The organism is Mycobacterium sp. TH-M106, from assembly GCF_057473765.1.
Map to the genome: position 1 here is coordinate 1 of NZ_JBYCLE010000426.1, position 24,442 is coordinate 24,442.

Sequence of the window (24,442 nt, forward strand, 5' to 3'; positions counted from 1 at the left end):
CGTAGGACACCGTTGCGTGCTCGTTGTCTTCGACACGCTCAACGAAGTCGGCGATGCCGCGCATGCCGTCGTGCACGAAAGGCATCTGATAAACCACATCCCAGTCTCCGGTGAACGGGTTGCCCACGCGGGCAACCCAGTTCGTGAACGTCTCGCCGTCTGCTCGGGCCGGGACCGTCAGGATTGATTTGCCCGCTTGGGTGTACTCGGTCAGGCACTGGGCTTCGTGCTGCTCGCCTTTCTGGCGCAGCAACCTGGCGAACGACCCGAACGTCGCAGCGGGCTCGGTCAGCAGCCCCGCCTCCACCTGGTTGCGCAGGGTGAGGAAGTGCGCGCAGTCCAGCCACGCCGTGATCCTCGACGGCGTAAGCAGACAATCTGTCACGGCATTCTCTCCCTTGCGCAGTCAGCCGGAAGGCTGCTGATGCGCCAGGGTAATCGTCGACGCCGACAGCGCGTGGGCGAACGCCGTCCTACCTTTCAGCCTGCGTGATAGGCCGCCCTACCTCCCCACCCAGCCGAATAAGTCCGGCATCGAGATGAACCGGGGCAGCACCTTCGCACAGTGGGGAGTTCTGGATGGCCTCGCGTACCAGCGGGTGGGTGTCCAGATCGACCATGAGGTCCGCTGCTTCGATATCGACCAGAAGCGGCTGCGGCGTCACGAGAGTCACCCGGCCGACACGTTGTTTAGCCAGCCACTCTTCAACAGCTTGAACGGTTGGCACCGCGGTGTCGGCAGCTGCGTCGACGAACTGCACCGCGGCAAGAAGGACGTCAGCGCCTGGATTGGGCCGGAACCGCGCCATTGTCTCGACCAAGCAGCCGCGAAGGTTCTCGGCCGCGTAGCGCATCGAGAACCTTCCCTGCGGATCATCAAACCGGTTGCGTCCAGGGCCCTCAGGCCGCAGCCGCGGAAGTGCCTCGGGTGCAGGGTGCACACGAACCGCGCCGGAACGAGGCAACGGCACCGAAAGCAGGCGGATCACCCTTCGAGGAAAGCTCGCGTCGCTGCGAGCACAGCCTGTTCGGCTTTGCTGACGGGTTGAGTAGCGAGCACAACCAATGGTGCTTCGTCGTCGAGTTGAGGGTTGGCTGATCTAAGAAAGGCAGTAGCTACGGTCGGACTGTAGATGGATTCGATGGCCCTAACTGCTCGAAACAACACTGCGAGTCGGCTGACGACGTCATGTTCACGGGGCTCGGCCCGGTGCTCGACCCAGTTGCGGACAGTGCGAGCATCTTTCAACCCCAGAGCGGCAGTCGTGTAGCGCACCCCCACCGACTCGATCAGGTGGCGCGCCTGTTCCCATGGCCGCATTACGACGGACTCTTTGTACGCCGCCTCCCAGGCATCCGCGACAGCAGACGAAGGATGCACCGAAGCACTGCCCATCATGTACCTCCTAATGAGTGCTCTAACGCTATCACTAACGCAACGCCGGTGACCTCTCCGCTGGCTTGAGTGCGCCGCTGAAGGCCGGCGACCAGGACGCCGAAGTCTGGGCGACGCAGCCTCCGTTGTCCCGCGTAGCCGGGCACTTGTCTCTATCGTTCCCGGCGGCGACGACGGCGGCGGGCAGGCCGGCGCACCGGACGACAGTGCCGGTCGGCTGCGCCGGTAGCACTGCGAACACTTGTCTCCCGTCCGGGCGCTCTACGACGACGTCATCTTCCTCGTCGCGTTGAGACAGTTCCGGACCGGTTGGGAAGTGCAGACGGCGCATCCGATCAGCGGCAGGGGCGTTGCCTACCTGGATAACCAGGGTCGACGACATGCCGTGCCACTGACTATCAGAGATCTGGGCAGTTAGGATTTGACTATGGCGATCGATGTTGACGAGCTGGCGGCGGCGTTGTGTGAAGCCATGCCGCGATCTAGTGAAGTCGTCAACCGATACCAGCGGTTCGGAGAGTCTGAGCTTGCGATTCCCGCGGCGTTGGCGGTGTTCGCGCAGCGGCGCGTTCCGCTGCCCACCGGTCTGCGGCGGCAGGTCGAGGAACTCGCCGAGGCGCCAAGCACGTGGCACAAATTCGCTCAAAGCATCCGCGCTGAACTCGCCGAGATCCCGATCAAGACGTCTGCATAACAGTGTCGGCTCGTCGGCTGGGGCACATACGGTGGAGGCGCGGTTGCCGGGACGGAAGCCAGGTACTCGGCCTTGGACAGGTGCGACGCCGACCATCTCAGCCGAAACCGCATGGGGCACACCTCCGGATAGGCAGCTGCCGAATCAACGCGAATCAGACAGCCAGCCGCTGGGCGCGGAGGTCAGGGCAAGAGATCGAGATACTGCGGGCGGGCCTTCATCGCGTGGATGAGCAGCTCGTTGCCGTTGTCGAAGCGCAGGACAACCAGCTCCAGAAGCCGACCGCTCGGATCGAAACCCAGCCGGAACTCGCGGGCGGGGTTGTCGTCGTCCAGGTCGGCGATATACACATGGTGCTCCGCCGCGTAGATGCTGTCTTCTTTTCTGATGCCGTGTTTGAGCGCGGATTTATGCGCTCTCACGCAACTTCGATCCAGGCGCGCACCGCTGCGCGGATCGCTTCGGACCGCGAAACCTGCTCTTGCTCGGCGCGGGCATTCAAAGCCTCCAGCAACGCCTCGTCCATCCGCACCGGCACCATCACACCGGGGCCATCTCCCACGGTCGGCCGGCCGCGCTTACGCAGCTTCTCCACGTCGTAGCCGGCCTCGGCCTCGTCCGCCCAGTCTTGGATCATCCCGTCGGTGACGGGCACTCCCTTGATCGTCTCCTCAGCCATACCGATTAGAGTAATACGAAATTCCGCTGCGGACCACACGCAGCAAGCGCCTGAGCAGAACTCCAGCCGGCCCGGACAATTATGGCCGTAGGCAACGTAAGCGAACTCCGAGGAACGCGCCGGCGTTGACGACCGGCCGAGTCGCCCAGACGATCGTCGTCAGCCGCGAGATCGAGGGCGCCGTGGCGGACTGTCTGGCGAACACCACTGGCCTCATCCGCCACCGCACCGGGGGATAGGGACAGTTGCCCGCCTTGCAGCGACAAGCCCCGTTGTCGCGCGTAGCCGGGCACTTGTCCCTATCGTTCCCGGCGGCGACGACGGCGACGACGGCGCTGCAGTGCGGCGCTCAACTTTCTGCCCCACGTTGAACCGCGGCATCGTGCACCTCCTCCGAAAGACGTGCATTGTTGCTGCCCAGTTTTTGCGATGAGGTTTGACATGGTGGTGGCTGCACAGACCGCGGCAAGCGCTTGGGTTATCGCGCTCCGGGCGGCGCAGCGGCGCATCATGGAAGCATGCGGATCGGAGTCGGGGTGTCCACCGCGGCCGACGCGCGGCAGGCCGCGGCGGAGGCGGCAACGCAGGCGCGCGACGGGCTCGCGGGCGAAGCGCCGTCGCTGGCGGTGCTGCTGGCGTCGCGATCGCATACCGACAGCGCCGCCGACGTCCTCAAGACGGTGCAGGAGAGCATCGAGCCGCCGGCGCTGATCGGGTGTGTGGCCCAGGGGATCGTCGCCGGGCGCCGCGAGATCGAGGACGGGCCGGCGGTGGCGGTGTGGCTGGCGTCCGCGCTGACCGCCGAGACGTTCCAGATGGACTTCGTGCGCACCGGCTCGGGTGGGCTGCTCACCGGTTACCGCTTCGATGCGACCGCCCGCGATCTGCATCTGCTGCTGCCCGACCCCTACACCTTCCCGGCGAGCCTGCTCGTCGAGCACCTCAACACCGACCTGCCGGGAACGACCGTGGTGGGCGGCGTGGTCAGCGGCGGGCGGGGTGCCGGTGAGACCCGGCTGTTCCGCGATCACGACGTGCTCACCTCGGGCCTGGTCGGGGTGCGGCTGCCCGGCGTGCACGCGGTGCCGATCGTGTCGCAGGGCTGCCGGCCGATCGGCAACCCCTATATCGTCACCGGCGCCGACGGCACGGTGATCACCGAGCTGGGCGGCCGGCCGCCGCTGCAGCGGCTGCGCGAGATCGTCACGGGGCTACAGCCCGGCGAGCAGGAGCTGGTCTCCAGCGGCCTGTCGATCGGGATTGACGTCGACGAGCACCTGGCGTCCCCGGGTCAGGGCGACTTCTTGATCCGCGGCCTGCTCGGGGCCGACACCGCGAGTGGGGCGATGGAGATCGGCGACGTCGTCGAGGTCGGCACCACCGTTCAGTTTCAGGTCCGCGACGCCGAGGGCGCCGATGCGGATCTGCGCCGGGCCGTGCAGCGGGCGGAGGCAACGCTGCCCGGGCGTGCGGTGGGCGCGTTGTTGTTCACCTGCAACGGGCGGGGGCGGCGGATGTTCGGCGTCGCCGATCACGACGCGACGACGATCGGGGGGCTGCTGGGCGGGATTCCGCTAGCTGGGTTCTTCGCCGCCGGGGAGATCGGCCCGATCGCCGGGCGAAATGCGTTGCACGGGTTCACCGCGTCGATGGCGGTGTTCGTCGACGGCGCAGAGTGAGCCGGTGGTTGGACGCATCCAGAGTTGATCGACCGTAAACTGGGGCAGACGCCGAACGGTGGAGGTGACGACGGCGTCGGGGACGATCGAGCTACCGCTTGCCACCTATTGGGGGCCGCGACGTATCTACGATCTCTCGGACGACCACGACCTCCGAAGCGCATACCAGGCCCTGGTACGTGACGGCACGACAGCCGTCCAAGAGGACATGCTTAACGAGATCTTGCTTCGCCGCGTGTGGTCCGTGCTGCTCCTTCCCGAACGGTGCCGGCGCATCTGGGAAAGTCGTTTCCCGGAGCTGCGGGCGTAGGGTCCGGCCACATCCGGCGCGATGGATGAGGTTCAACATCAACGGCACGTCGCCACCCTGCTGCTGGATGCGCCGCCGATGATCCGCCGCGGTGCGGTTCAGCGCAGTTCGATCAGCCGATTTCCGACAGCCGCCAGCTCGGCGATGCGATCAATCAACGGCTGGAACCATTTGAGCAATTCTTGGCGCCGGGTGTTGCCGACGCGAACCCACACGATGACCGGTGAAGTATCACTCAGCGTGAGCATGTCGTAGAAATCCTCGTCTTTTGTCACGAGTGCGGCATCGTGCTCGAGCGCGTAATCCCAGAGGGTTCGGTCTGCAGCGTCGCCAAACCCGATTTCGTCAACGTGCTCCGCAGTGCGACCGTGATCGGTAAGCATGTGCGCGAGTGCCGGCGGCAGCTGCGAATCGATCAGGAACCGCACCGGCTATGACAAGGTCAAGATCGTATGGTCAGCCTGCGCTGCTGCGTATCGCAGGCACGCCTTGACATCGTCGGCGGTCAGATACGGGTAGTCCGCCAAGATCTCCTGCTCGGACGCGCCGGCTGCAAGTAACGAGAGCACGTCAGCGACGCGCATGCGAGTCCCACGAATCACCGGACGGCCGTGAACTACCTCCGGGTCGATGGTGATGCGCTCAAGTGCGGCCATTAGCCAAGGATACTGCCGGCCGATCCGGTGTGACGGGCACCGCGGTCATCCACCGTGAGCTGGAACCGCCGTCCGATTAAGCCCACTTCGCCGACGCGACGGCAGTCGTTGCAGTGTCCGCGGTGGCTGTGGATGGACCGACTTCTCAAACCGCCGCGCCGGCGTACGCTGCCAGCATGCAGCCGGAGAACCTCGAGCCGCGCGTCACCGCGGTGGAGGGCAGATGGGCGAGTTGAGTCGCGAGGTGCGAGCCAACAAGGTCGAGGTGGCCGCCGTCCGGGAGCTCACAAAGGCGGTCGACCGCGACGTCAGCGAGATGCACGGTTTCCGCCGGGCGACGATCGCGAGTTTCAACGCGTTGCGCGCGGATATGGTCGACATGCGCCAGGACATCGGCGACATGCGCCAGGACATTGACGACATGCGCCAGGACATCGGCGATATGTGCCAGGACATAAACGGCATACGCCGGGACATGGTCGACGGTTTTCGGCGAGTTGACGAACGGTTCGCGCAGGTCGACAACGGCTTCGCCGAGATGCGCGCCAAGTTCGATATCACCGCGGCCGGGCAACAGCGCATCGTTGAACTGATTCGGCAGGCAATCTACACACAAGGCGGTACGGCCCCGGCCCGATGTCGATGGGCGAGCTGGTCTGCAGCGAGGCGCAGTGCCCGGTTTGCCGCGTCGCGTTCCGGCACAGCCGTCATGCCGACGTGTAGAGCCCAGGGTCGACGCCCAGGCGGGGCCGCGCCAGCCTGACTTTGGCCGGCTACGCCACCGCCGCGGCAGACGCCTGATACACCTCGGCCGGCATCGCCTTGCGCAGCCGCCAGGTGATCGCCATCGGCTTCTCGCCCTCGTGCGAGACGTAGTCGGCCGGACCGAGGAACACATACGGCGCGGCGCCGAGCGCGTTGGTCTTGGCGGGACGCACGAACAGCAGGATGTGTGAACCGCGTTCGCGGTGGTGGATGTAGCGCTGGCCGGTCGGTGAGGTCGCCGAGGTGGTCGATTGCGACTCCCAGTGAAACAGCCGGTCGCTCAACGCGAAGTCGCGATACATCGTGGTCGGCGAGTAGTCGGTTTCGGTTTTCTTCACGGTGATCAGGAACGCGTCGGCGTTGACGGCCGCACACCAGGCGACGCCCTCGCGCATGGTGCTGGGGGTGCGCTGCTGAGAGGTGAAGTCCAGCGCGGTCAGAATCTCCTCCCGCGAGTAGGTGGCGTGCACCTGCAGCGGGGCGTCGCCAAGTTCAGGCACCAGGACAGCGAGGTCGTAGGTGCTGCGGCGGGCGTTGTCGAAGGTGATGTCGACGACCTGGCGCATCTCGTCGGTGACCTGCTCACCGGCCAGGACTTCGAGGCCCGCTGTCGGGCTGTCGAACCCGCCGCCGTTGGGAAACAGCGAGTAGAACAGCATCGCGGCCAACCGCCGCTCGGCGGGACTGTGGGTGTCGACGGTGCCGTCGAGCAGCGCCCGATACGCCGACCAACGGCGCCGGTCGTCGACGTGGGCCAGCGCGCGGACCCGCTTGATCAGCTCGGTCTCCCGCGGCCCGGGGTCCGGGCCGAGCTTGCCGGCGTCGCGGCACAACGTCGTCCACGACCGGTTGGTCTTGAGCACGTCTTCCAGGCCGCGCCCGGACGCGTCGAGGTAGTGCGCCAAGCGGTCGTCGGGCTGGTCACGAACCTCCGACACCAGCGCCGCCCAGCGGGGCGCGATCTGTTGTTTGATGTTGTCCAACACCAGCTCCCGTGCGACGGCGTCGAGCACAATCTGGCTGCCCGGCGGCAGGAACGGAAACCCCTCGGCGACTTGGCGTTGCAGCGCCTTGCCGCCGACGCCGGTCAGTGCCCGAAAACGTTGGTCGAAGCGGAATTCGCGGCGTTGGTGGCCGACGAAGTCCAGCGCGGTCAGCACCGTCTTGCCTTCGGTAAGCCGCAGCCCGCGGCCCAGCTGCTGCAAAAAGACGGTGGCGCTTTCGGTGGGCCGCAGAAACAGCACGGTGTCGACCTCGGGGATATCCAGGCCCTCATTGAACAAGTCGACGGCGAAGATGATGTTGATCTCCCGGTTGCGCAAGGCCCGCAATGCTTGACGACGATCGTCGGCGGACGTCTCGGCCGACACGGCACGGGCGGGGATGCCGGCCTCGACGAACCGTTGCGCCATGTAGTGGGCGTGCTCGACGCTGACGCAGAAACCCAACGCCCGCATGGTCGCAACGTCGGCCACCTTGTCGCGCAGTTGGGTGAGCACGATGCGGATGCGCGCGTCGTTGCCGGTGTAGACGCCGCTCAGCGCCGACAGATCATAGCCGCCGCGTTTCCACTGCACGGCCTCCAAGTCGGTCTGGTCGTGGATGCCGAAGTAATGAAAAGGCGCCAGCAGGTTTTGTTCGAGGGCTTCCCACAGCCGCAGCTCGGCAGCGATCCGGCCGTCGAAGAACGCTCGGACGTCGACGCCGTCGGCGCGTTCGGGGGTGGCGGTCAGCCCGAGCAATTCGATAGGGCGCACGTGGTCGAGCAGCCGCCGGTACGACGCGGCTTCGGCGTGGTGGAACTCATCGACCACGACGACGTCGAAGTGGTTCGGCTCGATGTCGGCCAGCCGGTTGGCGGTGAGGGATTGGATGCTGGCGAACACGTGTCGCCACTTGGCGGGTCGGTTTCCCTCGACGAGAAGCTCGCCAAAGGTCGCGTCGGTGAGGACCTCGCGGTACATGCGGTGTGCTTGGCCCAAGATCTCTTTGCGGTGCGCGACATACAGCAGGGTGAGGTCTCGGCCGTGAATCTCGCGGACCAGCCGCCGGTAGTCCAGGGCGGCCATGACGGTTTTGCCGGTGCCGGTTGCGGCGACGATCAGGTTGCGGTGCCGGTTGTGGATGGTCCGCTCGGCGTCGAGTTGTTCGAGCATCTCGGCCTGAAACGGCTTGGGCCGCACCTCCAGGAAGGAGACGGCGACGGGTGACGCGCCGGGTTTGCGGATTCCGGACGCCGTCTCCAACGCTTCACGCAGCCGCTCGCCGTCCTCGGCTGGGCGGTAGCGCTCGAAGTCGCGGCTTTCCCAGTAGGAGTCGAATGTCGCCCGAAACTTCTCCAGCAGGTGCGGCGTCGACTTCGCCGAGAGGCGTACGTTCCATTCCAGCCCGTCAACCAACGCGGCATGCGACAGGTTGCTCGACCCGACGTAGGCGGTGTGAAATCCGGTGTTGCGCCGCAGCAGCCACGCTTTGGCGTGCAACCGGGTTTGGTGGGTTTCGTAGCTGACGCCGACGTGGGCGCCGAACTCGTTGACCAGCGCATCGAGGGCACGGGCGTCGGTAGCGCCCAGGTAGGTGGTGGTGATGACGCGCAGCGGGACGTCGCGCTGGCGCAGTTCGGTGAGTTCGTTTTCCAGTAGCCGCAGGCCCTCCCATTTGATGAAGGCGCACAGCAGATCAACGCGGTCGGCGCTGCCCAGTTCGGCGCGCAGCTCAGCGGCCAGGGTCGGCTCGTGTCGAGCGTTGGTCATCAGCGCGGCGTCGGAGAACGGGGTGACGGGCCGGGGAAGTCGGCTGTGGCCCAGCGCAGTTGCCTTCGCAACCTCTTCCAGTCGAGTGATCTTGCCGGGCTCGAGCGGGTGCAGGGTGGCGCCCTCGGCGAAGGTGTCGGGCAGCGCTGCGAGGATTCGCTGGGTCAACTCAACGCGCTTCTCCGCCGTGCCGGCGGCACGCAGCGATCGCTCGATGATCGGGGCGAGGTGTCGGGTGATGGTCAGCGCGTGCTCGGCGTCGTCCACCGTGCCGTAGTCGGCCCGTAGATCGTTGCGGTGCGCGAGTTGATGGTTGAGGTGCTCGGTCAGCAGTGATTCGTAGACGCCGATGTCCATGGGGCGGAGGGTACCGGGTGGATCCGACAGGGCACCGCGATTACATCCGGTCTCCCACGGCATATCCGTTACGGACGACGGCTCGCCTTGAGCTTGTGCGTGATCGCGAGGCTAGCCTCAACGGGTCGGGTTCGTAGTCGCCTGTCCCTGGTGATCACCGCACAGCCGCGTTCGCCGACCACAGGAATCCATTCGGTGTCGAGAATCCCCGACGGCAGCAGCTCCTCGACCGGCGGCACACTGAACGCAGCGGTGTCGCGGCGAATGCGCGCAACACCCTTGGCCAGACGGAGAAGATTTTCGTCGATGACGAACCGAACGTCGTCGAGCGTCGTCACCGCGGGCCTGGCTTACGCCGCCGTCAAGTTGTGCTTCTTCGCGTAGGCGATAGCTGCCTGCACGTGGGCCAAACTCAGCCCATAGTCGGCAGCCAGATCCTCGGGTCGATCGCCGCCGAGCGCCATTCCGGCGATGGTCGCGACCGATACCCGCCGACCGACGAATGTCGGCTGGCCGCTGAACCTGCCTGGGCTGGTCACGATATCGGGAAACTCGATGTCGAGCGCCAGCTCGGCGACGAATTTCTCACCCTCCTCGTCCTCGGCCAAGGTGGCATAGTCAATCACCGACCTGCTCGGAGGACCTAGCAGCATTTGCCGCGTCCGCACAACCATCCGCGGCTCATCAGCACCGGCCGCGTCATAGGGCCGGCGCAGCGCCTGCAGGTCCATGTCGACGACTTGAGCGGGGATGGTCAGATCGCGATCTTGAACCGTGAGGTAGGGGCGTACATTGGCGAGTGGATACCGCACCCCGTACATTTGTCGCAAACTGTCGACTGCTGCCCGAAGCCGGGGTGTCGGCACGTCCTGTTCGCGGTACTCGGCCAGGATGCGGGTCTCGACGAACTCGCCCCAGGTCACCCACTCTGTCTCCCGCCTCCGCACCCGCAAGATCGGGTCGTAGGACCGGCCCGCCCGGCGATAGCCGTTGATCCACCGGCGTGCAGTGCCGCCGTTGAGCCCGACGAGCTGGTCGACCTCGGCATAGAGGTAGACCTCGCGATCAAGCATCGAGGTGACCGGCATGGACGACAGCATGACACATGCTTACCTGATAGCGCCGACACGTTTGCTTCGTGGTGGCTACCAGCTATATCGGGATCCCAAGGTGCGGCGGTGCGGAAAGTTCGGGTAGGGCCACCAGCTAGCGGGTATCGCCGTGCGGCTCCGGTCAGCAAACTCCCTGCAGATATCGGCGAACACGCTCGGCAAACTGTGGCGCTCCGGCCCGCTCAAGGTGAGTGCACAGATTGAACTGGCCACTCCTTGCGCTCCAATAGTCGAGTTGCTTTCGCGTCACTGCCTTTACCGCACGCGGGGACGAGTCGTCAAGCAGGCAGAAGAAGCTGTCAGGACTGTGCACCTCGTACGGAAGCTCGTCGAGTTGATCCTCCAGTCGCGCAAGTCCTTTGTCGGCGGTGACCACGAAATCGACCCCTGCGTGTATCGCTGCGGCGTGTACATGGGCATCGAAGATGTCCGGGTAGGGCACGTCGGCCCCGATGGTGTAGCCGGCGACCCTGCCCATGCTGAATGTCTCGACCAGCTTGTCCCGAACACCGCCGATCTGCGAATCAGAAGCCGTCGGGTGGTGTTTGCGGAGGTGGTAGACGGCCTCGGCCATGATGTCCTCGGTCCACACGACCTCGAACCACCCGTCCACTTCCAGGTAGCAAAGCGCCAGCCAGTCACGCAGGGTTCGCGCGTAGAGAACGTTGGCATCCGGAAGGACGATCGTTGTCAACGCCCCCAATGTCATAGCCGCCCACATTACGTCGGGGCATGGACATAGTGCGGCGAGCGCTACGGCGCTATGGCGATCTCTTCGTCGAGCTTCCGCAGCTCGTCGAACGCACGACGCTGCTCTTGGCGCTGCTTGTCCCGCAAGGCAAGCACATCAGCGGCCAACGTGCGGGTGTGTGAACCAACCTTGTGTGCCGGCAGCTTGCCTTCGGCGATCAGCTTCATCAGCGTCGGTCTGGAGATGCCCAGCATTTTCGCGGCTGTGGTGGTGGTCAGCTCCCGGGGCAACGAGTGAATGGTCACCGTGGCACCTCTGCTCACGCCATCGATGACGTCCCGCATCAGCGCTGCGAGCGCCGATGGTATCGGCAGCATCCGACCGCCCACCGGTCCGACGTCGAACTCGATCTCCCTGGCCGTCACCGCGGCAAGGGAGCTGCACACGCTGTGCGCTTCGGCGATCTCGGCCTCGTCGACCGTCAGAACCGTCCGGTCACCGCGCACCTGCACGACGCTCATGATCTCCGCACCTCCCGCAACACGTAGCGCCAGACTAGGCGCTTTCACTTATAAGTGCAAGTCGAACGGTCCTGGTTTCCTGGACGAGAAGTCGCTGGGGGTGCGGTGATGCACGGGAGCAGATTGAGGTGCTACGCAGTCCGCACGTTCGCAGCAAACGGCCCTGGCGCATTGAGGGCGCGGGAGGGACCGGGTTTTCGCGCAGCTGCGACGTCCCACATTCAGCAGTGGTGCAGTCGAGGCGGCGGTCGACATCCGACCTGAGTTGGGATCGCCCGGTCTGCCCGACGAGCGACCAAAGTACCCAGCCAGGGTGAAGCCATAGCAAACTGTGCCATGTGTCGGATGCGCCGGGTATGGTCTGGCTCATAGCATCGTTCTAGCGTCTCGCAGGAGGTGTCGTGGACGCGTTCGGTGTCCTTGACGGCGTTCTGGATGACTACGCCAACTTCGTCAAGGGCTTCCTGGACATCAAAGATGACCAGATCCGCACCAGGGTCGAGGCCGAGATCGATGACGGCCTGCTGTGGCCGAAGCCCTGGCTGGCCCTCAACCCCGCATTCGAGCCAGGCGGAACCGTCGGTGACCTCGTCAGGCAAAAGATGCTGCATCCGGATGCGGAGCAGATCTTTCGGATCAGGACCAGCAACGATCCGATCGGCAAGGACATCACCTTCCACCGCCACCAGACCGACGCGTTCGAGATCGCCAACCGCGGCGAGTCCTATGTTCTGACCACCGGCACCGGCTCCGGCAAATCCATGGCATACATCGTGCCGATCGTCAACCGCGTGCTGCACGACGGGTCCGGCAAGGGTGTCCGCGCGATTGTCGTCTACCCGATGAACGCCCTGGCCAACAGTCAGCGCAACGAGCTGGAGAAGTTCCTCGGCACAACCCACCCGAAGGTGACGTTCGACCGCTACACCGGGCAGGAGGCACCCACCGAGCGGGAGAAGATCCTGTCGTTCCCCCCGGACATCTTATTGACCAACTACGTGATGTTGGAGCTGATGCTCACCCGCCCGCGGGAGCGAAAAGCACTGATCGCCAGCGCCGAAAATCTGTCGTTTCTGGTTCTCGACGAGCTGCACACCTACCGCGGGCGGCAGGGCGCCGATGTCGCGATGCTGGCGCGACGGCTCCGCAGCGCGGTGAACGCTGACGACCTACAGTGCATCGGCACCAGCGCCACCCTGGCCGGCCCGGGAACCAAGGCCGAACAGCGTCAGCAGGTCGCCGAACTGGCCACCCGGGTCTTCGGCGTCCAAATTCCCGCCACCAATGTCGTCGGAGAAACCCTGCGCCGGGCGACATCCGGTGACACCGACCCGGCGGCACTGACCGCACGGCTGACGGCACCGACACCAAACACCTGGGAAGGCCTGCGCATCGACCCGTTGGCGGTGTGGGCCGAGACAGAGTTCGGGCTCACCATCGACGACGAAGGTAGACTCAGCCGCCGGTTACCAACCACGATCAGTGACGCCGCAGCAGAGCTACGCAAAATCACCGGCCTCGATGAGCAGGTGTGCCGCAACAAACTGCAGGAGCTGCTGCTGGCGGGCGCGCGGGCCCGCGACCCCCATGGCCGTTCGCTGTTCGCGTTTAAGCTGCACCAGTTCATCGGCAAGGGCGACACCGTCTACACCACGCTGGAGCCAGTGCCGGATCGCTATCTGAGCACGCAGTATCAACGCAGCGCACCCGGACGCCCGACCGGACAACCGCTGTTCCCGCTCGCGTTCTGCCGGGAGTGCGGCCAGGACTTCGTGGTGGTTAACCTCGAACGCGGCGGGGAGAACTTCAGCCCACGCGTCCTCAACTCCGGCGCCGGTGAGCAACCCGAGGCGACCGGGCTGCTGTACGTCACCGACACACCGTGGCCGGACCCGACCGATCCGGCGCTGCTGGAGTTGGTGCCCGATGACTGGGTGATAACCAGCGGATCGGGCCAGGCCCTCGACCCCGGCCGGCGCAACAAACTGCCCGCATCGCTGCGGGTGGACCCGTTCGGCACCGTGACCGACGACGGCATGCCGGTGGCCTTCTTCGAACGACTCGATTTCTGTCCGTCTTGCAAGACCAGCTACGAAAGCGCCCGGCAGTCGGAGTTCTCCCGGGTTGCTAGCCTCGGCACCGAGGGCCGGGCCAGCGCGGTGACGGTGCTGTCGCAGTCGGTGGTGCGGGCACTGCGCGACCAATACGACCTCGATGACGAGGCGCGAAAATACCTGGTGTTCAGCGACAATCGGCAGGATGCCAGCCTGCAGGCCGGTCACTTCAACGACTTCGTGTTGGTGGCGATGATCCGATCCGCGCTGTACCGGGCGGCCACCGAACACGCGCAAGCCACCGGTGGTCAGCCGCTGACTGACGAAAATCTCGGCCCCAAGGTGGTCACCGCACTCGGCGGGGCAGACCTCAAGTTGTTCGCCCGCGACGAGGACACCGCCGAGGAGCTCATCCCGCGCAAGAAGATCGCCCGGGCGCTACGTGACGTAGTCACCTACCGGCTGTGGACCGACCTCAAGCGCGGGTGGCGTATCACCATGCCCAATCTCGAACAGACCGGGCAGTTGCGATTGAGTTACGACGGCCTGGATGAACTCGCCGGCGACAACCCGAAATGGACGTCGCGCGGCCAGCCGTTGTTAGGCGCCGATCCGGCGACCCGGCGAGAGCTGATGGATGTGCTGCTCGACGAACTGCGGAGAAACCTCTGTACTGAAACGGAGTTCCTCACCGAGGAGATGTTCGACGCCATCAGCCGCGCCAGCCGGGAATGGCTCAAGGACCCGTGGGCGATCACCGAGGCGAGCGCGACCTACAGCGGCACCGCGTATCCAGGTGGACGGCCGAAAAACATTGCCGGCATCGGGTCCGATCTTTACCTGTCCGGCCTGGGAGCCTACGGACGCTGGCTGCGTCGCCCCGACCGGTTCCCGGGCCATAGCCTCAAAACAGCAGACGCCGACGCCATTATCGCTGCGCTGCTGGAGACGATGGCCGACGCCGGAATCCTGGCGCGGGTCAAGCTGCCGAATCGGCCCACCGGCTACCGCATCCACGCAAGCCTAATCGAATGGCACGCCGCCAGTGGTGAGCACCGGGCGCCGGATCCGTTGCGCAGCAACCTGACCGAAGGGCGGGTCAACCCGTACTTCCGGCAGCTGTATGCCGAACTGGCACGCCAGCTGGTCGGCCTGGAGGCTCGCGAGCACACCGCGCAGGTGGAGCCAACCAAACGCCAACAGCGCGAGGAAGCCTTCAGCACCGCCCGCCTTCCGGTGCTGTACTGCTCACCAACCATGGAACTCGGCGTCGATATCAACAGCCTCAATGTCGTTGGCATGCGCAACGTTCCACCCACGCCGGCCAACTATGCGCAGCGGTCCGGGCGGGCCGGCCGATCCGGGCAGGCGGCGATCGCACTGACCTACTGCGCCACCGGCAATGCCCACGACGCCTACTACTTCCGGCGCAGCCAGGATATGGTCGCCGGGGCGGTCGCCCCACCCAGGTTGGAGTTGGGCAACCAGGACTTGGTGCGCGCCCACGCGCACGCGATCTGGCTGGTCCGCTGCGACCTGGACCTCAAAGCCAGCATGGTCGACCTGCTCGACATCGACCAGCCCGATCAACCGCTGCGCCCGGAGGTGCGGGCCCACCTCACTTCAACGGCCAACCGCACCGCAGCGATCGACGCGATTACCGCGGTGCTCACCGCCACCAGTGAGGTCACCACGGCACCGTGGTGGAGCGACACCTGGGTCGCCGACACCGTCGATGCCGCACCGGCCCGCCTGGACCGAGCGGCTGACCGGTGGCGTGGCCTGTACCGCGAGGCTCTGGTCGAGTTGGATCACGCCAACGAAACACTGAAGACGATCGGGGCCTCCGAGTCGGCCAAACAGCAGGCCCGGGGCCGGATCTCGGAAGCCCGTGCGGCACTGGACCTGCTCGAAGGCCAGGTCGACGACATCGCGCAGGGCGACTTCTACACCTACCGCTACTTCGCCTCCGAGGGCTTTTTGCCCGGCTATTCGTTCCCGCGGTTGCCGCTGTCGGCGTTCATCCCGGCCCAGCGCCGCACCCGCCACGGCGAAGGCGACTTCATCCAACGGCCCCGCTTCATCGCGATCAGCGAATTCGGGCCGGGCGCGTTCATCTACCACGAAGGTGCCCGCTACCAAGTCGACCGGGTCAGCCTGCCGGCCCGCGCCGATAACACCGGGGTCAACGTCAGCGAGATCAAACGCTGCAACCACTGTGGTTACCTGCACGAGTGCAACACCCCGACCAGCGTGGAGTTCTGCCAGCACTGCGGTGCGGGCTCGCTCGATGTCATGAGCCAGATGATGCGGCTGCTGTCAGTCAAGACGCGCCGACGCGACCGGATCAGCGCCGACGAGGAGGAACGCCAGCGCGCCGGCCACGAGATCGTCACCACGGTGCGGTTCGTCCCGCACGGGGTGCGCGCCGGCCAGCTCACCACCACCATCACCGCCGCCGATGGCCGACAGCTGGGCACCATGACCTACGGCGACACCGCGCTGATCCGCCGGATGAACGTCGGTCCGCGCCGCCGCAAGGACAAAGACGTCCGCGGCTATGTGCTCGACACCGTCGACGGCCGGTGGGGCAAAGAGGCAGACCTGGCGACCAACGTCACCGGGGAAGCGCCGCGCTACCTGCGGGTCATCCCGTACGTGGAGGACCACCGCAACGCCCTGCTGCTGCACCTGGATCCGGCTATCGACACCGAGCAGCGGATGGCCGCCATGTACGCGCTCAAACGCGGCATCGAAACCGTCTACCAGTTGGAGAGCAGCGAGCTGGCCGCCGAACCGCTGCCCGGAAACACCGGAGATCACGCCTGGTCGCGGCTGCTGTTCTATGAGGCCGCCGAGGGCGGTGCGGGTGTACTACTTCGGGTTGCGACCGAAGACGGCCAGCTTCGCAGGGTCGCGCGTAAAGCGTTGGGGCTGCTGCATTTCGACCCCGACACCGGCGAAGACCAGCACCGGGCTCCGCACGCCGTGGAGGATTGCGCGCAGGCCTGCTACGACTGTCTGTTGTCGTACGCCAACCAGTGGGATCACCAGCAGCTGGACCGGCACTGCGTCAAGCACCTGCTGCAAGTCCTCGCGACGGCGGCGGTGGCGGTCGGTGCCGGCGGCGAAGCACACGCGGAGCAACTGGAGCGGCTGAGGAAGGCCTGCGACAGCGACCTGGAACGCCACTTTTTGGACCTGCTTGACGCTCACGGCTACCGGCTGCCCGACGACGCCCAACAGCTCGTCGACGGCTACTACGTGCGACCGGATTTCGCCTACCAGACCGACGGGATGACGGTTGCGGTGTTCATCGACGGCCCGGTGCACGACTCGCCGCATCAGCAGCAGAAAGACGAACAGGCCCGCACCAAGCTCGAAGACGAGGCCGGCTGGCTGGTGTTGCGGTTCAACTATGCCGACGCGGACGACGGCTGGCTGGCCGCGTTCGCCAAGCAGCGCAACATCTTCGGCCCCGGAAAAGCCCGACAATGACCCACGCCGATGACGATGGCCCCCGCGCAACCGGGTTGCAGGGGTGGCGCCGATGACCCTGCTCGACTACCCGGCGGGAAGCCTGGTCAACGCCCGCGGCCGCGATTGGCTGGTGCTGCCCGACGCGCCGACCGGCGCGCTGCTGGTGCGTCCACTCGGTGGACACGAGCACGAAACGACGGTGCTGCTGCCCGGTGTCGACAACGTCGCCGCGGCCACATTCGATCCACCCACCGTCGACGACCGTGGCGACGCCGGTCGGGCCCGGCTGCTGCGCGATGCGCTGCGCCTGTCGTTCCAGGCCAGCGGCGGGCCGTTCCGGTCGTTCGCCCGACTGGCTGTGACACCGCGCAACTATCAGCTGGTGCCGTTGGTGATGGCCACCGCCCAGCCCACCAAGCGGTTGTTGATCGCCGACGGGGTCGGGATCGGCAAGACGGTGGAAGCCGGGTTAATCGCCGCCGAGCTGCTGGCCACCGGAGACGCGCAACGCCTGGCGGTGCTGTGCTCACCGCAGCTGGCCCCGCAGTGGCAGGCCGAGCTGCGCGACAAATTCGGCATCGACGCCGCGCTGCTGCTGCCCTCGACGGTGAACCGGCTGCTGCGAGGCGTCCCGTTCGGCACCAACCTCTACGAGCACTACCCGAATCTGGTGGTGTCCACCGACTTCATCAAACAGGCCACCCGCCGCGACGAGTTCGCCCTGTACTGCCCGGAGTTGGTGATCGTCGACGAGGCGCACACCTGTGTACCGCACGCCGGCACCGCCAAGTCGGCGCAGACCCAGCTGCGCTACACGCTGCTGCGCAAGCTCGCCGACGATCCCGCCCGGCACCTGCTGCTGCTGACCGCCACCCCGCACAGCGGCGACGACACCGCATGGCAGTCGCTGATCGGGCTGCTCAATGACCGGTTGGCCGAGCTGCCCGCCGACCTGTCCGGACACCACCGCGAGGACGATCGGAAACTGTTGGCCACGTTCATGATCCAGCGTGAACGAGCCGACATCAAAGCCTACCTGTCCGAGGACACCCCATTCCCCGAGCGCGAAACCGGCGAAATCACCTACAAACTCACCCCCACCTACCGGGCACTGTTCGACGACTGCATGGATTACGCCCGCGAACAGGTGGCCGACCCCAGGCTGTCCGCGGTGCATCAAAGGGTGCGCTGGTGGTCGGCGATCGCGCTGCTGCGGTGCTTGGCCTCCAGCCCGGCTGCGGCCGAACAGACCCTGCTCAACCGCTCGGCACTGGCCGGTGTGGAAAGTGAAGACGAGCTCAACGCGTTGGCCGAGCCAAGGGTTTTGGACTCCGACCTCGATGACGCGCTGGAAGGCGAAGACGTCACCGTCGGCGCCGACACCGGCGACAGCGGCACCCGACACAGGCTGCGCCAACTCGCGGAGGCTGCCGCGTCGCTGCGCGGGGTGCGCTGCGACGCCAAGCTCAAACACCTCATCCCGTTGGTCACACAGTTGCTCACCGACGGTTTTCACCCGATCGTCTTCTGCCGCTACATCCCCACCGCGGACTACCTGGCCGAACAGCTCGAGCCCGCGCTGAAGAAGATCCCCGGCCTGCAGATCGCCGCGGTCGCCGGAACGCTGGCGCCGGAGGAACGCGAAGCCCGCGTCAACGCGCTCATCACCCACGACGGACCCCGGCTGCTGATCGCCACCGACTGCCTGTCCGAGGGGGTCAACCTGCAAGACGGCTTCACCGCAGTCGTGCACTACGACCTGGCGTGGAACCCGACCCGCCACGAACAGCGCGAAGGCCGTGTCGACCGGTTCGGTCAGCGCGCACCGCTGGTGCGGACCGTCACCTACTACGGCGAGGACAACGGCATCGACGGCGTGGTCTGGGAGGTGCTGATCCGCCGGCACAAGAACATTCGCCGGGCCACCGGGGTTTCGGTTCCGGTGCCGGTCGACTCGACCACGGTGATGAAAGCGATCTGGGAGTCGCTGTTGTTGCGCGGCAAGGACACCGACCAGCTCACCCTGGACTTCGCCGACGCCACCTCGGCATCGCTGGCCGATGAAGTGGGCGTGCAGTGGGTCAACGCCGCCGAACGCGAGAAGGCATCCCGGTCCCGATTCCGTCAGGCCGGGCTCAAACCCGACGCGGTCGAACGGGCGCTGGTCGAGGTGCGCCGCTCCCTCGGCGGGCCGGCCGACGTCGAGCATTTCACCCGCACCGCGCTGACATTGATGAACGCTGACGTCACCGACACCGCCGACGGGTTCACCGCCCGACTTGACGCGCTGGCGCCGGCGGTGCGCGACCAGCTGCCGGTGACCAAGAATCAGCGGCTGCACTTTCATCGTTCGCTGCCGGTGCCGATCGGCCACAGCGTGCTCACCCGCACCGACGCTTGCGTGGAGGCGCTGTCGCGCTACGTGCTCGACGCTGCGCTCGACACTGGGCTCGATCCGGCCGTGCGCCCGGCACGGCGGGCCGGTGTGATGCGCACCAGCGGGGTCGCCAAAGTCACCACCCTGCTGATGGTGCGTCACCGGCTGGAGATCACCATCGCCGGATCACACGCCACTGTTACTCAAGTCGCCGAGGAAGCCGGTTTCGCGGCGTTCACCGCTAGCGGCGACACGTTGACCTGGCTGCCGCAATCCGAGGTCGACAAGCTGTTGACGCTCACCCCGTCCGGCAACGTCGACGATGCGCTGGCAGAGCAGCAGCTGCACCGGGCACTGACCCGGCTGCCCACGCTGGCCGGCCATCTGACCCAGGTCGGCCGGGCCGCGGCACTAGCCCTGGCCGGTGAGCATCAGGCGGTGCGCGCTGGGGCGAAAGTGAGCACGGCCGCAGGTCGCGCCCCGGTGGTGACGTTCCTGCCGCCGGCCGACGTGCTCGGGGTGTATGTGTTTCTGCCGGGGTCGACGTGAGCGCCGCGTCGGCGTTTCGCGCGGTGCGCACCGCGGGCACCGCGCTGCCCGCCGAGGCGCTGCCCCGCGCGGCTGAGCTGGGCATGCCCGGCCAGAGTGCCGCCGACTACCAGCTGCCGCCGGGCAGGACGGTCAACGCGGCGATCGCCCGCGCGTGGGAGGCGATGTTGGCCACGCACCGGGCGTGGCGCACCGCGCTGGAGACGCTGCCCGCAGGTGATGCCGCCACCAAACTCACCCGGGACAAATGGCTGCTGCCGCTGCTCTACGAACTCGGCTGGGGTCGTCCCGAAACCATGCACGGCGGGCTGAGCGTCGCCCCGCTGGGTGAGACCGACGCCGCGAAATTCCCGATATCTCACCGACTGTGCTGGCCGGATGCCGCCAACCCCAGCGGGTGGGCGCCGCTGCACCTAGTCGGCGCCGGGGTCGACCTGGACGCCAAGACGCCGGGGTTGACCGCCCGCGCCCCGCAGTCAATGCTGCAGGACTACCTCAACCGGGAGCACGACGCGCTGTGGGGGCTGCTGTCCAACGGGCGCCAGCTGCGGTTGCTGCGCGACGCCTCCAGCCTGACCCGGCAGTCCTTCGTGGACTTCGACCTGGACGCGATCTTCACCGACCAGCTCTACGCCGACTTCCGGCTGCTGTTTTTGACCCTGCACGCCAGCCGGTTCGCGCCCCGACTCGATGAGAAAGCAGCCAAAGCCGCCGCAGGCCAAGCCGACGACGAAGACGCCGAAGGCGGCGAGGGCGAACCGGCCAGCCCGCGGCTGGACAACTGCTGGCTGGAACGCTGGCGGGCCGCCGCCATCGACGACGGCTCCCGGGCCATGCTCAACCTGCAGCAAGCTGTGGCCGCGGCGCTGGAACGGCTGGGCACCGGGTTTGTCTCCCATCCAGCCAATACCGCGTTGCGCGACGCGCTGGCCTCGGCCGCCGACGCCGACCGTGACCTGCACCGCGCGCTGCTGCGCGTCGTCTACCGGCTGATCGTGCTGTTCGTGGTGGAAGACCGCGACCTGCTGCACGGCTCAACCGCGACCACCCAGGAGCGGGAATTATATGCGCGGTACTTCTCCACCGCCCGGCTGCGTCGGCTGGCCGCGGCCCCAATTGGCGGCTGGCACACCGACCTGTGGCAGGCCCACCTGATTGTCACCGACGCCCTGGCCGGCGACGGGCGACCCGAACTCGGGCTCAACGGCCTGAACGCCAGCCTGTTTGCCCGCAACACGCTGGGCATCCTCGACGGCGCCGCGCTGCCCAACCGCGCCTTCCTGGCGGCGGTGCGCGCCCTGGCGCAGATCGACGACCCGGTGACCGGCCGGCCCCGCTGGGTCGACTACCGCAACCTGGACAGCGAAGAGCTCGGCGGCATGTACGAGTCGCTGCTGGCCTACACGCCGCGCTACCACGCCGACGAGCGCGCCTTCACCCTGGAGATCACCACCGGCAGCGACCGCAAGAAGTCCGGCTCCTACTACACCCCCTCGCCGCTGATCGCGCTGGTGCTGCAGGAAGCACTCGACCCACTGATCGGCGAGGCGGTGCACTCCCCCGACCCCGAGGCCACGCTGCTGGCGCTGACGGTGGTCGATCCGGCCTGCGGCAGCGGGCATTTCCCGGTCGCCGCCGCCCGCAAGATCGCCGCCGCGTTGGCCGCAGCCCGCGCCGGCGACCCCGAGCCGCCACCGGCGGTGATGCGGGCGGCCACCGCCGACGTCATCGAACACTGCATCTACGGCGTCGACCTCAACGACCTGGCCATCGAGATCACCAAGGTCGCGCTCTGGCTGGAGGCCTTCGACGCCGACCGGCCATTTGCCTTCCTGGACGCCCACTTCCGGGTCGGCAACGCCCTGCTGGGCACCACCCCGGAGTTGCTGCGCCACAACCTTCCCGACACCGCGTTCGTCGCGCTCGGCGATGACGACCCCGATTGGACCAAGAAACTCAAGGCCCGCAACAAGACCGAGCGCAATACCCCCACCGATCAACTGTCGTTCAGCTTCGACGCCGACACGCTGCCGGTTGACACCACTCGGTTCAGCAAGGCCGCCCACGACGCCGACACCGCCAGCGCGGCCACCGTGGCGGCGATGCGGGCGCGCGCCGACGCCTGGCGGCGCCTGGAAGAAGACCCCGACCTGCGGGCCCGCAAGCTCGTTGCTGACGCCTGGTGCGCGGCGTTCGTGCAACCCAAAACCGGTGCCGCGACCTCCGGTCCAGGCATCACCCACGCCACCCTGTGCGACCTCGCCGAAAATCCCGCCGCCGTGCCGAAAGCCGTCATCGACCAAATCAACGACCTGGCACGGCGATACCGGTTCTTCCACTGGCATCTGGAATTCCCCGGCATCTTCACCGTCGCCAGCGAAGACGCAGCCGCCGCCGGCAATCCCACCACCGGGTGGAGCGGCGGGTTCTCCTGTGTGGTCGGCAACCCGCCGTGGGAGCGGGTGAAGATCCAGGACAAGGAGTTCTTCGCCCAGGCTGGCCGACCCGATATCGAAGGCGCGGCGACCGCGGCGATCCGCAAGAAGATGATCGAGCAGCTCGCCGGCACCGACCCCGACCTGTACAGCGGCTACCGGGCGGCGTTGCGCCAATCCGACGGCACCGCGCACCTGCTGCTCAAAAGCGGCCGCTACCCGCTGACCGGGCGAGGCGACGTCAACACCTACAGCGTGTTCGCCGAAACCATGCGTACCGCCACCGGCCCGCACGGCGTGGCCGCCATCATCACCCCCACCGGACTGGCCACCGACAAGACCACCGCCGACTTCTTCAAGGACACCCTGAGCAGCGGGCGACTGTACGCGTTCTACGACTTCGAGAACGAAGCCAAGACCTTCCGCGACGTGGACCACCGCGTTCGGTTCGCGGTCACCGCGATGACCGGCACCCGTCGGCCGGTGCGGCGCACCCGGTTCGCATTCCTCAACCGGCACATCTCCGATGTTCCCGACAAGCGCTTCCAGTTGGCGGCAGGCGAAGTGCTGGCGCTGAACCCCAACACCGGCACGCTGCCGGTGTTCCGCAGTCGCACCGACGCCGACATCACCCTCGGCATCTACGCCCGCTACCCGGTGTTGATCCGCGACGACGACGCGCAAGGCAACCCCTGGGGGCTGTCGTTCGCCACGATGTTTCACATGGCCAACGACTCCGGGCTGTTCCACCAACCCGACGATCTCACCGACGCCGCCTTCAACGGCTGGTCCTACGAGCGGGACCGCACCGAATACGTGCCGCTGTACGAGGCCAAGATGCTCAGCCACTACGATCACCGCTTCTCCACCTACGCCGGCGCCACCCAAGCGCAGCTGAATGTGGGCACGCTGCCACGCCTGACCGACGAGCAGCATGACGACCCGAATCTTGAACCCGTGGCGCGGTATTGGGTAAAGCGATCCGACGTCGAGGATGCGCTCAATAGTCGGTGGGACCGCAAGTGGTTACTGGGCTGGCGAGACATCGCCCGCGCCAACGATACGCGAACCTTCGTGCCATCGGTGTTTCCGATGTCGGCGGTAGGCGACAAGTTTCTACTCGCCCTACCATCGGACCCGACGCACGCCTCAACCCTGCACGCAACCTGGAGCAGCTTGGGCTTCGACTACGTCACACGCCAGAAGCTCAGCAGTGCCTCCGTGAAGTACTTCATCGTCAAGCAACTCGCCTGCCCTACGCCGGCCGACTTCGCCCGCCCCGCGCCCTGGCACCCCGCCATCACTGTCGCCGACTGGCTGGTCCCCTACGTCCTCGAACTGTCCTACACCTCATGGCATTTGCAGCCCTACGCCCAGGACATGGACGACGACGACCCGCCGTTCCGCTGGGAACCCGAGCGCCGCGCCCTGCTGCGCGCCGACCTCGACGCCGCGTTCCTGCACATCTACGGCCTGAACCGAGGCGAGGCCGAGCACGTCCTCGACTCCTTCTTCGTCGTCCGCAAATACGAGGAACGCGACTACGGCGAATACCGCACCCGCCGCCTCGTCCTGGAAGCCTACGACCGCATGGCCAAAGCGATCGCCAACGGCGGCACGGGCTGGCGCCCACTGGCCGACATCCCCGCCGGGCTAGGCCCCCGCCACAGCAGCAAGTGAGTAGGAAGAAGTGCCGACACTAGCGATCGACAAAGGGTTCTTGAGCAACCTCGTCGTCAAACTGGAAAAGCCAGTCGCCAAGCGGGTCACCGAGATAAGACGTTGAGTTCTGCGAGGAGTGGTCTCGAGAGCCGACGTGGCCGCCACGCTTGGAAAAAGCTGGATATGGACTTGGTATGGGTACCGCCAACTGTCGGCGCGGACGGTTTGCCTGCAGCGATGGCGGACAGGCGTGCACCATCGTTTCAGGGGGC

Annotated in this window: 17 protein-coding genes and 1 pseudogene; 5 read left to right on the plus strand and 13 right to left on the minus strand. The window is 66.5% G+C overall.

Annotated features, from left to right (window positions below; genetic code table 11):
- The 3 genes and pseudogenes from AC2VOP_RS14965 to AC2VOP_RS14975 form a co-directional block, all read right to left on the minus strand.
- Window positions 1-385 (minus strand): annotated as a pseudogene (locus tag AC2VOP_RS14965) (TM0106 family RecB-like putative nuclease); the annotation flags it as partial.
- Window positions 386-473: 88 nt separating this feature from the next.
- On the minus strand, window positions 474-854 hold the full coding sequence (locus tag AC2VOP_RS14970) for a hypothetical protein (protein ID WP_486961708.1): 381 nt from the start codon (window positions 852-854) through the stop codon (window positions 474-476).
- 131 nt (window positions 855-985) lie between these two features.
- Complete coding sequence (locus tag AC2VOP_RS14975) at window positions 986-1,399, minus strand: hypothetical protein (RefSeq protein ID WP_486961709.1); 414 nt, start codon at window positions 1,397-1,399, stop codon at window positions 986-988.
- Between the two features lie 424 nt (window positions 1,400-1,823).
- Here AC2VOP_RS14975 and AC2VOP_RS14980 point away from each other — a divergent pair, with 424 nt between their 5' ends.
- Entirely contained in the window at window positions 1,824-2,090 is a 267-nt protein-coding gene (locus AC2VOP_RS14980) for a hypothetical protein (protein ID WP_486961710.1), read from the plus strand.
- A gap of 182 nt (window positions 2,091-2,272) precedes the next feature.
- On the opposite strand, the gene AC2VOP_RS14985 is transcribed toward AC2VOP_RS14980, so the two are convergent.
- Both AC2VOP_RS14985 and AC2VOP_RS14990 read right to left on the minus strand, forming a co-directional pair.
- The gene (locus tag AC2VOP_RS14985) at window positions 2,273-2,512 is read right to left on the minus strand and encodes a toxin (protein ID WP_486961711.1); all 240 of its coding nucleotides are present in this window, start codon (window positions 2,510-2,512) and stop codon (window positions 2,273-2,275) included.
- The gene (locus AC2VOP_RS14990; protein ID WP_486961712.1) at window positions 2,509-2,769 is read right to left on the minus strand and encodes a ribbon-helix-helix domain-containing protein; all 261 of its coding nucleotides are present in this window, start codon (window positions 2,767-2,769) and stop codon (window positions 2,509-2,511) included. The genes AC2VOP_RS14985 and AC2VOP_RS14990 overlap by 4 nt, the downstream gene beginning before the upstream one ends.
- A 518-nt stretch (window positions 2,770-3,287) precedes the next feature.
- Here AC2VOP_RS14990 and AC2VOP_RS14995 point away from each other — a divergent pair.
- Window positions 3,288-4,448: an FIST signal transduction protein gene (locus tag AC2VOP_RS14995; RefSeq protein WP_486961713.1), complete on the plus strand. Its 1,161-nt coding sequence runs from the start codon at window positions 3,288-3,290 to the stop codon at window positions 4,446-4,448.
- 408 nt (window positions 4,449-4,856) lie between these two features.
- Here AC2VOP_RS14995 and AC2VOP_RS15000 read toward each other — a convergent pair whose 3' ends face one another.
- From AC2VOP_RS15000 to AC2VOP_RS15035, 8 genes are all read right to left on the minus strand, one after another.
- Entirely contained in the window at window positions 4,857-5,186 is a 330-nt protein-coding gene (locus AC2VOP_RS15000) for a DUF5615 family PIN-like protein (RefSeq protein ID WP_486961714.1), read from the minus strand.
- 3 nt (window positions 5,187-5,189) lie between these two features.
- Complete coding sequence (locus AC2VOP_RS15005; protein WP_486961715.1) at window positions 5,190-5,414, minus strand: DUF433 domain-containing protein; 225 nt, start codon at window positions 5,412-5,414, stop codon at window positions 5,190-5,192.
- A gap of 145 nt (window positions 5,415-5,559) precedes the next feature.
- A complete protein-coding gene (locus tag AC2VOP_RS15010) occupies window positions 5,560-5,988 on the minus strand; it encodes a hypothetical protein (RefSeq protein WP_486961716.1) in 429 nt (142 codons plus the stop codon).
- A 199-nt stretch (window positions 5,989-6,187) separates the two neighbouring features.
- The gene (locus tag AC2VOP_RS15015) at window positions 6,188-9,289 is read right to left on the minus strand and encodes a DEAD/DEAH box helicase (RefSeq protein ID WP_486961717.1); all 3,102 of its coding nucleotides are present in this window, start codon (window positions 9,287-9,289) and stop codon (window positions 6,188-6,190) included.
- A 68-nt stretch (window positions 9,290-9,357) separates the two neighbouring features.
- Window positions 9,358-9,627 carry a PIN-like domain-containing protein gene (locus AC2VOP_RS15020; protein ID WP_486961718.1) on the minus strand — a complete coding sequence of 90 codons (270 nt, stop codon included), beginning with the start codon at window positions 9,625-9,627 and terminating at the stop codon, window positions 9,358-9,360.
- 12 nt (window positions 9,628-9,639) lie between these two features.
- The gene (locus AC2VOP_RS15025; RefSeq protein WP_486961719.1) at window positions 9,640-10,389 is read right to left on the minus strand and encodes a DUF433 domain-containing protein; all 750 of its coding nucleotides are present in this window, start codon (window positions 10,387-10,389) and stop codon (window positions 9,640-9,642) included.
- A 133-nt stretch (window positions 10,390-10,522) separates the two neighbouring features.
- A complete protein-coding gene (locus AC2VOP_RS15030; protein ID WP_486961720.1) occupies window positions 10,523-11,110 on the minus strand; it encodes a PIN domain-containing protein in 588 nt (195 codons plus the stop codon).
- A 44-nt stretch (window positions 11,111-11,154) separates the two neighbouring features.
- The gene (locus AC2VOP_RS15035) at window positions 11,155-11,613 is read right to left on the minus strand and encodes a helix-turn-helix domain-containing protein (RefSeq protein ID WP_486961721.1); all 459 of its coding nucleotides are present in this window, start codon (window positions 11,611-11,613) and stop codon (window positions 11,155-11,157) included.
- A gap of 401 nt (window positions 11,614-12,014) precedes the next feature.
- On the opposite strand from AC2VOP_RS15035, the gene AC2VOP_RS15040 reads away from it, so the two are divergent.
- Genes AC2VOP_RS15040 through AC2VOP_RS15050 form a run of 3 tightly spaced genes read left to right on the plus strand, consistent with a single transcriptional unit; the run spans window position 12,015 to window position 24,188 of the window.
- Window positions 12,015-17,165 carry a DEAD/DEAH box helicase gene (locus tag AC2VOP_RS15040; RefSeq protein ID WP_486961722.1) on the plus strand — a complete coding sequence of 1,717 codons (5,151 nt, stop codon included), beginning with the start codon at window positions 12,015-12,017 and terminating at the stop codon, window positions 17,163-17,165.
- A gap of 52 nt (window positions 17,166-17,217) precedes the next feature.
- Complete coding sequence (locus tag AC2VOP_RS15045; protein ID WP_486961723.1) at window positions 17,218-20,073, plus strand: helicase-related protein; 2,856 nt, start codon at window positions 17,218-17,220, stop codon at window positions 20,071-20,073.
- On the plus strand, window positions 20,070-24,188 hold the full coding sequence (locus AC2VOP_RS15050) for an Eco57I restriction-modification methylase domain-containing protein (protein ID WP_486961724.1): 4,119 nt from the start codon (window positions 20,070-20,072) through the stop codon (window positions 24,186-24,188). Before AC2VOP_RS15045 ends, AC2VOP_RS15050 begins: the two co-directional genes overlap by 4 nt.
- Window positions 24,189-24,442: the final 254 nt, after the last annotated feature.

Excerpts from the sequence above, each read along its gene's own strand:
- AC2VOP_RS14970 (WP_486961708.1), bottom strand. The coding sequence starts at position 854 with ATGCGCTACGCGGCCGAGAACCTTCGCGGCTGCTTGGTCGAGACAATG.
- AC2VOP_RS14975 (WP_486961709.1), bottom strand. The coding sequence starts at position 1,399 with ATGATGGGCAGTGCTTCGGTGCATCCTTCGTCTGCTGTCGCGGATGCC.
- AC2VOP_RS14980 (WP_486961710.1), top strand. The coding sequence starts at position 1,824 with ATGGCGATCGATGTTGACGAGCTGGCGGCGGCGTTGTGTGAAGCCATG.
- AC2VOP_RS14990 (WP_486961712.1), bottom strand. The coding sequence starts at position 2,769 with ATGGCTGAGGAGACGATCAAGGGAGTGCCCGTCACCGACGGGATGATC.
- AC2VOP_RS14995 (WP_486961713.1), top strand. The coding sequence starts at position 3,288 with ATGCGGATCGGAGTCGGGGTGTCCACCGCGGCCGACGCGCGGCAGGCC.
- AC2VOP_RS15005 (WP_486961715.1), bottom strand. The coding sequence starts at position 5,414 with ATGGCCGCACTTGAGCGCATCACCATCGACCCGGAGGTAGTTCACGGC.
- AC2VOP_RS15015 (WP_486961717.1), bottom strand. The coding sequence starts at position 9,289 with ATGGACATCGGCGTCTACGAATCACTGCTGACCGAGCACCTCAACCAT.
- AC2VOP_RS15025 (WP_486961719.1), bottom strand. The coding sequence starts at position 10,389 with ATGCTGTCGTCCATGCCGGTCACCTCGATGCTTGATCGCGAGGTCTAC.
- AC2VOP_RS15030 (WP_486961720.1), bottom strand. The coding sequence starts at position 11,110 with ATGACATTGGGGGCGTTGACAACGATCGTCCTTCCGGATGCCAACGTT.
- AC2VOP_RS15035 (WP_486961721.1), bottom strand. The coding sequence starts at position 11,613 with ATGAGCGTCGTGCAGGTGCGCGGTGACCGGACGGTTCTGACGGTCGAC.
- AC2VOP_RS15045 (WP_486961723.1), top strand. The coding sequence starts at position 17,218 with ATGACCCTGCTCGACTACCCGGCGGGAAGCCTGGTCAACGCCCGCGGC.